Consider the following 6,826-nt stretch of genomic DNA (forward strand, 5'->3'; position numbering starts at 1 on the left):
CCCCGCGCCCGCCGCCGGACCCGCGGCCGCCGCCGCGCACCTCGCCGCCCCGGAGCGGATCCGCTTCGCGCCGCGCGTCACCGCCACCGGGACGCTGAAGGCGCGCCAGGCCTCGGCGCTGGCGGTGAGCGTGGCCGGCACGCTGGAGCGCGTCGCCGTGCGCCGCGGGCAGGAGGTGCGCGAGGGGGCGCTCCTGGCCGCGCTCGACACCGGCGCCGCCGCGGCGGCGGTCCGGCAGGCCGAGGCCGCGGTCGAGGCCGCCCGGGCGCAGCTCGCGCTGGCGGAGGACGCCTTCGCCCGCACCGAGCGGCTCCGCCGCGAGGAGGGCGCCTCGGAGGCGCAGGCCACCCAGGCGAAGGCCCAGCGCGACCTCGCCGCCGCGCACCTCGCCGCGGCCCAGGCGCAGGCGGAGCAGGCGCGGGTCCACCTCTCTCACCACCGGCTGGTCGCGCCCTTCCCCGGCGTGGTCACGCGCGTGCCCGACGGCGTGGGCATCGCGGTCTCGCCCGGCGTCCCGCTCGTCACGCTCGTCACCACGCGCGAGCTGGTGCTCGAGACCTCCCTCACGCAGTCCGAGGCCGCCGAGCTCCGGCCCGGCGCCCGGGTGGCCGTGTCGCTCCCCGGCACCGGGGCACGCACGGCGGACGCGGTGGTGACGGTGGTGGTCCCCGCGGTGGACGCGGCCACGAACCGCGTGCCGGTGGAGATCGCGGTCCCCAACCCCGACGGCCGCTTCCTCGCGAACGCATACGCGCGGGCCGACCTGCCCCGCGGGGCGGAGCGCGAGGCCTTTCGCGTGCCCGCCGCGGCGCTGGTCCAGCGCACCGGGGGCCACGCCGTGTGGCTGGCCGGCGGGGACGGCAAGGCGCGGGCCCTGCCGGTGCGCCTGCTCGGCGAGGAGGGCGAGACCGCGGTGGTCGTGCCGGAGGGCGGCGCCTGGCCGGAGGGGCTGCGCGTCGTCACCGACCCGCCGATCGGGCTGGCCGAGGGCGCGGCGCTGGCGCAGGTGGGCGGATGACGCTCTCCGACGTCGCCATCCGCCGGCCCGTCTTCACCGCCATGATGTCGGTGACGCTGGTCGTGCTCGGCCTGCTCGGCCTGCGCCGGCTCGGCACCGACCTCTACCCCGACGTCAGCATCCCGTTCGTCACCATCACCACCACCTACCCCGGCGCGAGCCCGGGCGACGTCGAGGAGAACGTCACCCGGCCCATCGAGGACGCGGTCTCCTCCATCGCCGGGATCGACAAGGTCTTCTCGTCCTCGCGCGAGGACGTGTCGCTCGTGTTCATCGAGTTCGAGCTGTCGGTCCCGCTGGGCGAGGCGGTCCAGAACGTCCGCGACAAGGTGGGCATCGCGCAGGGGGAGCTGCCGCTCGGCGCCCGGGCGCCGGTGATCGCGCAGTACGACGTGGCGGCGCAGCCGGTGCTCGTGTTCTCGGCGGCGTCCGGCCAGGACCCCATCGCGCTCCGCGAGAAGCTGGACGACCAGGTGCGCCCGCGCCTCGAGCAGCTCGAGGGCGTGGCGGCGGTGCGCATCGTCGGCGGCGCCGAGCCGGAGGTCTCGGTGGACCTGTTCCGCGACCGGCTCCGCGGGGTCGGGCTCGACCCGGACGCCGTGTTCCGGCGCATCCAGGGCGAGCACCTCGACCTGCCCGGCGGGAAGTTCCCGGCCGGCGACGGCGAGGTCGGCATCCGCGTGCGCGGCGAGTTCCGGGACGTGGACGCGCTCCGCCGCATGCCGGTGGCCGCCGCGCAGGACGGCTCGCTGGTGCGGCTCGCCGAGGTGGCGCTGGTGCGCAAGGGCGCCAAGGAGCCGAAGACGCTGGTCCGCACCGACGGCGTGGACGCGGTCGCGGTCGAGGTGGTGAAGCAGGCCGGCGCGAACTCCGCCGCGGTCGCGAACGAGGTGAAGCGCCTCCTGCCCGAGCTGCAGGGCGAGCTCGGGTTCCGGGCGCAGGTCCTGGTGGACCAGTCGGAGATCATCGAGGCCAACGCGCACGAGGTGTGGGTCGCCATCTTCTTCGGCGGCGCCATGGCCATCCTCATCATCCTGCTGTTCCTGCTGGACGTGCGCGGCACGATCATCTCCGCGCTGGCGCTGCCGACGTCGGTGGTGGGCACGCTGTTCGTCATGTACTGGATGGGCTTCTCGCTCAACCAGCTCACCCTGCTCGGCCTGTCGCTCGCGATCGGCCTGCTCATCGACGACGCGGTGGTGGTCCGCGAGAGCATCACGCGGCGCCTGGAGGCGGGCGAGGCGCCGCCGGTGGCGGCCAGCCGCGGCACGCAGGAGATCGCGCTGGCGGTGATGGCGACGACCTTCACCCTGGTGGCGGTGTTCGTGCCGGTCGCGTTCATGCAGGGCATCACCGGGCAGTTCTTCCGCCAGTTCGGGCTCACCATCACGGTGGCCGTGCTCATCTCGCTGTTCGTGGCGTTCACGCTCGATCCGATGCTCTCGGCGCGGTTCGTCCGCGCGCACGTGCCGGGCCAGGCGCGGCGGGAGCACCCGGTGGCGCGGCGGATCCGCGCCGGGTTCGACGCCGGCGACCGCGTGTACGCGCGCACGCTGGACTGGGTGCTCCGGCACCGCGGCCTCACCTTCGCGGCGGCCGCGCTGCTGTTCCTGGCCAGCCTGGCGGTGGCCCCGCTGCTCGGGTCCGAGTTCGCGCCCAGGGAGGACCGCAACCAGCTCATCGTCAACCTGGAGTACCCGCCGGGCACCAGCCTCGCCACCGCCTCGCGGCGCAGCGCCACGCTGGAGCAGCGCGTGCGCGCGCTGCCCGGGGTGACCGCGGTCTACGCGACCATCGGCTACCAGGAGGACCCGCGGCAGGTCCGCTGGCGCGTCAACCTGGTGGACAAGAACGCCCGCCCCGACGGCGTGGAGACCTACAAGGACTGGATCCGCGGCGTCCTCGCCGCGGACGAGCGGCTCGCGACCCGCGCCGTCTCGGACCCGCCCATGCTCGAGGGCATCGGCGACTTCCCGCCGGTGCTCATGCACGTGACGGGGCGCGACTTCGCCCGCCTCCGCGAGGAGGCGGAGCGGCTGGTGGCGGAGATGCGCTCGATCCCTGCGCTCACCGACATCCAGCTCAAGGACTCGCCGGGCAAGCCCGAGCTGCAGGTCGAGGTGGACCGGGAGGAGGCGGCGCGGCTGGGCGTCCCGGCCGGCGCGGTCGCGCTGCAGGTGCGCCTGGCCACGCAGGGCGAGGTGGCGGGCAAGCTGCGCGAGGGGCGCCGCGAGTCGGAGATCCGCGTGCGGCTGGCCGGGGACGACCGGGAGTCGCGCGGCGCGCTCGACGGGATGTGGATCTCGACGCCGCGCGGTCCGGTGGCGCTCGCGCAGCTCGCGCGGCTGGAGCGCTCGACCAGCCCGGCCGTGATCGAGCACCAGCGGCGCGAGCGGAGCATCTCGGTCTGGGCGCAGATCGCCCCGGGGCACGACCTGGGCGGCGCGGTGCAGGCGCTCCGCGCCAGGGTGGCCGCGCGCCCGCTGCCGGCCGGCTACGCGTACCTCTGGGACGGCATGCAGAAGGAGCAGGCCGAGTCGCAGGCGAACATGGGGATGGCGCTGCTCATCGCGGTGGTGTTCATCTTCATCGTCCTGGCGAGCCAGTTCGAGTCGTTCGTCCACCCCTTCACCATCATGCTCTCGCTCCCGCTCGCCATCGTGGGCGCGGTGCTGGGGCTGGGGCTCGCCGGCCAGACGGTGAACCTCGGCTCGCTCATCGGGATCATCCTGCTCATGGGGCTCGTCACCAAGAACGCCATCCTGCTGGTGGACGCGGCGCTGCAGCACCTGCGCGAGGGCGACGACCCGGAGACCGCGGTGCGCAGGTCCGGCCCGCGCCGCCTGCGCCCCATCCTCATGACCAGCGGCGCGATGATCCTGGGCATGCTGCCCACCGCCCTCGGGAAGGGCATGGGGAGCGAGTTCCGCGCGCCCATGGCCATCGCCGTCATCGGCGGCGTGATCACCTCCACCATGCTGACGCTGTGGGTGGTGCCGGTGGTCTTCGTGTGGGTGGAGAGCCTCCGGCGCCGGGGCCGGCGCGGACCGCGCGCCGTCGCGGACGACGCCGGCGCGGACACCGCGGCGCCGGAGCCGCCGGCCGCCGCCCGCGATCGGGCCGCCGGCGGGGCCTAGCTCCCGCGGCCCGGCGCCCGGTGGCATACTGCGCGGCCATGTCCGAGCGCCGCGCCTTCTCGACCTCCGTGTTCTGCCGCCACGGCGGCGCCGTCCTGCTCATCCGCCACCGCCGGCTCGGCACCTGGCTGCCGGTGGGCGGCGAGCTCGAGGCGGGCGAGACGCCGCTCGAGGGCGCGGTGCGCGAGCTCCGGGAGGAGACCGGCCTCACCGGCCGCTTCCCGGCGGGGCTCGGGGTGGACGGCTCGCCCCCGGGGCTCATCGGCTACGAGGAGCACCCCGCCGGCTCGAAGGGGCTGCACCTGAACTTCGCGTTCGTGGCCGACGTGGCGACCCGGGATCTCTCCGCCTGCGACGAGTGGGACGCCGCGCGCTGGGTCACCCGCGACGAGCTCGCGGCGCTCGAGTGCCCGGCGAACGTCCGCCAGCTCGCGGCGCTGGCGCTCGCCGCGCCCGCCGCCTAGCGGCGTACGCGCCCGCGACCGCGGCCGCGGGCGTCCCCGACCTCGCGGCCCAGGGCACGCGGCCCCATGTTGTCCGCATGCCGCGGCGCGCTCCGCCGGGCGGCACCGCCGCCCCGCTCGTCCCCTCTCGAGCCACGCTGGCGGCGCTCCGCCGCGCGGCCGCCGGCTGCACGGCCTGCCCGCTGTGGGAGCGCGGCACGCAGACCGTGTTCGGCGCCGGGCCGCCGCGCGCCACCGTGATGCTGGTGGGCGAGCAGCCCGGCAACGACGAGGATCGCGCCGGCGAGCCGTTCGTCGGCCCCGCCGGCCGCCTCCTGGACCGTGCGCTCGCCGCCGCCGGGCTGGACCGGCGCGACGCCTACGTCACCAACGCGGTGAAGCACTTCAAGTGGGAGCCGCGCGGCAAGCGCCGCATCCACCAGAAGCCGAGCGCCGGGGAGGTGCGCGCCTGCCGTCCCTGGCTCGACGCGGAGCTCGCGGCGGTGCGGCCGCGCGCCCTCGTGTGCCTGGGCGCCACCGCCGCGCAGGCGCTGCTCGGGCGCGGGTTCCGCCTGACCGAGCGGCGCGGGCAGCCGGTGCCCTCCCCGCTCGCGGAGATCGTCATCGCGACGGTGCACCCGTCGGCCGTGCTGCGCGCCCCCGACGACGCGGCCCGGCGCGAGGCGCTGGCAGGCCTCGTCGCCGACCTGGCGCGCGTCGCCGCGCTGCTGCGCCGGTCCCCGTCGCCGGAGCCGCCCGCCGCCGGCCCCTGGTAGCGCCGCCCATTCGCGTAGAGCCCTGCTGCGGCGCACGCTGGCTGCCTGCGCCGGGCAGACTCGTCCCTGCGCTGCTCGACGTGCCTACGGGCACGCCTGCGCTGCTCGGTCCTCGTGTGCCCGGCTCGGCGACGCCATCGTGTGCCTCGCGACGGGCCCCACGCGAACGGGAGGCGCTGTGACGCCCGGCTCAGCCGGCCAGGTACTTCTCCAGGATGGGGCGGAGCTTCTCGCGGGTGGCCGGCGCGATCCGGCTGCGGTCCGACCAGATCGCGAGCGCCAGCGCCGACTGGCACCCGCACGGCTTCTCGAGCGCGGCGACGTGCGGGATGGCCCGGCGGATCAGCTCGATCGCGTTCTGGGTGGCGGACTTCACGTTCGCCAGCAGCTCCTCGATGAGCTTCGCCTGGTCGAGCGTGGCCGGGTGCGGCTTCCAGCAGTCGTAGTCGGTCGGGAGCGCCACGAGCGCGTAGCAGAGCTCCGCCTCGCGCGCGAGCTTCGCCTCCGGCATCACGGTCATGCCGATGAGCGAGGCCCCCCAGCTCCGGTGCAGCTCGCTCTCGGCCCGGGTCGAGAACTGCGGGCCCTCCATGCAGACGTACGTCCCGCCCTGGTGGACGCGGGCCGGGAACCCGGTGCCCGCCTTCACCAGCACGTTGCGGAGCGTGGTGCAGAACGGCGCCGCGAACTCCACGTGCACGGCGAGGTCGTCGAAGAAGGTGCCGGCGCGGCGGAAGGTCTTGTCGATCACCTGGTCCGGGATGACCAGGTTGCGCGGCGCGACCTCCTCGCGGAGGCTGCCCACCGCGCCGCTCGCGAGCACGTGCGTGACGCCCAGCGACTTCAGCGCCCAGATGTTGGCGCGGTACGGCACCTGCGACGGGTTGAGCATGTGCCCCTCCCCGTGCCGCGGGAGCAGCGCCACCGGCACCCCGCCGACCTCGGTGAGCGTGATGGGCGCGGACGGCCTGCCGAAGGGCGTGTCCAGCTCGCGGACCTCGCCGCCGCCGAGGGCGCCGAGCGCCTCGCCCAGCCCCGTCCCCCCGATCACCCCGACCATCGCGCGCGCCATCGAGCCCCTCCGTCGCCGCGGCTGCGGCGAAAGGGCGAGTATACCCGCCCGGACGCCTTCCCTGCGCAGCCTTCGGCCCGTCGCGCGCCTCGCCCGGCGGCCTCGCCGGCGCAATGCGCGCCAAAAAAGAAAAAGCCCGCCAGAGCGGATTGCTCTGGCGGGCACGAAAAGATGCGGCAGCGACCTACTCTCCCACACCGCTTCCGGTGCAGTACCATCGGCTCTGGTGGGCTTAACTACCGTGTTCGGGATGGGAACGGGTGTGACCCCACCGATATAGCCACCGCAAACCTTTGAAAGAACGTGAGGCTCGTCGCCTCTCGACAACCGTTACGAAGGGAAAAGAAGAGCACCGCACCGCGGGGCCGCTGAGGGCCGCA

General features: G+C 75.3%; 5 protein-coding genes and 1 rRNA gene. 4 read left to right on the plus strand and 2 right to left on the minus strand.

Annotated features, from left to right (window positions below; genetic code table 11):
- The 4 genes from PSR1_RS20575 to PSR1_RS20590 all read left to right on the plus strand — a co-directional run.
- Positions 1–1,018 (plus strand): efflux RND transporter periplasmic adaptor subunit (locus PSR1_RS20575; protein ID WP_059439259.1); only part of this gene is annotated, 1,018 nt, incomplete at its 5' end.
- Positions 1,015–4,155, plus strand: coding sequence for an efflux RND transporter permease subunit (locus PSR1_RS20580; RefSeq protein WP_059439260.1), 3,141 nt, complete (start codon positions 1,015–1,017; stop codon positions 4,153–4,155). The genes PSR1_RS20575 and PSR1_RS20580, both read left to right, overlap by 4 nt.
- Positions 4,156–4,193: 38 nt before the next feature.
- Positions 4,194–4,619: an NUDIX hydrolase gene (locus PSR1_RS20585; protein WP_059439261.1), complete on the plus strand. Its 426-nt coding sequence runs from the start codon at positions 4,194–4,196 to the stop codon at positions 4,617–4,619.
- Positions 4,620–4,696: 77 nt separating this feature from the next.
- A complete protein-coding gene (locus PSR1_RS20590; RefSeq protein WP_059439262.1) occupies positions 4,697–5,374 on the plus strand; it encodes a UdgX family uracil-DNA binding protein in 678 nt (225 codons plus the stop codon).
- A 190-nt stretch (positions 5,375–5,564) separates the two neighbouring features.
- On the opposite strand, the gene mtnP is transcribed toward PSR1_RS20590, so the two are convergent.
- Together mtnP and rrf are read right to left on the minus strand one after the other, a co-directional pair.
- Positions 5,565–6,446: an S-methyl-5'-thioadenosine phosphorylase gene (mtnP, locus tag PSR1_RS20595; RefSeq protein ID WP_059439263.1), complete on the minus strand. Its 882-nt coding sequence runs from the start codon at positions 6,444–6,446 to the stop codon at positions 5,565–5,567.
- Positions 6,447–6,617: 171 nt separating this feature from the next.
- Positions 6,618–6,734, minus strand: a 5S ribosomal RNA gene (rrf, locus tag PSR1_RS20600).
- Positions 6,735–6,826: the final 92 nt, after the last annotated feature.

The organism is Anaeromyxobacter sp. PSR-1, from assembly GCF_000964525.1.
Lineage (GTDB): Bacteria > Myxococcota > Myxococcia > Myxococcales > Anaeromyxobacteraceae > Anaeromyxobacter.

Excerpts from the sequence above, each read along its gene's own strand:
- PSR1_RS20580 (WP_059439260.1), top strand. The coding sequence starts at position 1,015 with ATGACGCTCTCCGACGTCGCCATCCGCCGGCCCGTCTTCACCGCCATG.
- PSR1_RS20585 (WP_059439261.1), top strand. The coding sequence starts at position 4,194 with ATGTCCGAGCGCCGCGCCTTCTCGACCTCCGTGTTCTGCCGCCACGGC.
- PSR1_RS20590 (WP_059439262.1), top strand. The coding sequence starts at position 4,697 with ATGCCGCGGCGCGCTCCGCCGGGCGGCACCGCCGCCCCGCTCGTCCCC.
- mtnP (WP_059439263.1), bottom strand. The coding sequence starts at position 6,446 with ATGGCGCGCGCGATGGTCGGGGTGATCGGGGGGACGGGGCTGGGCGAG.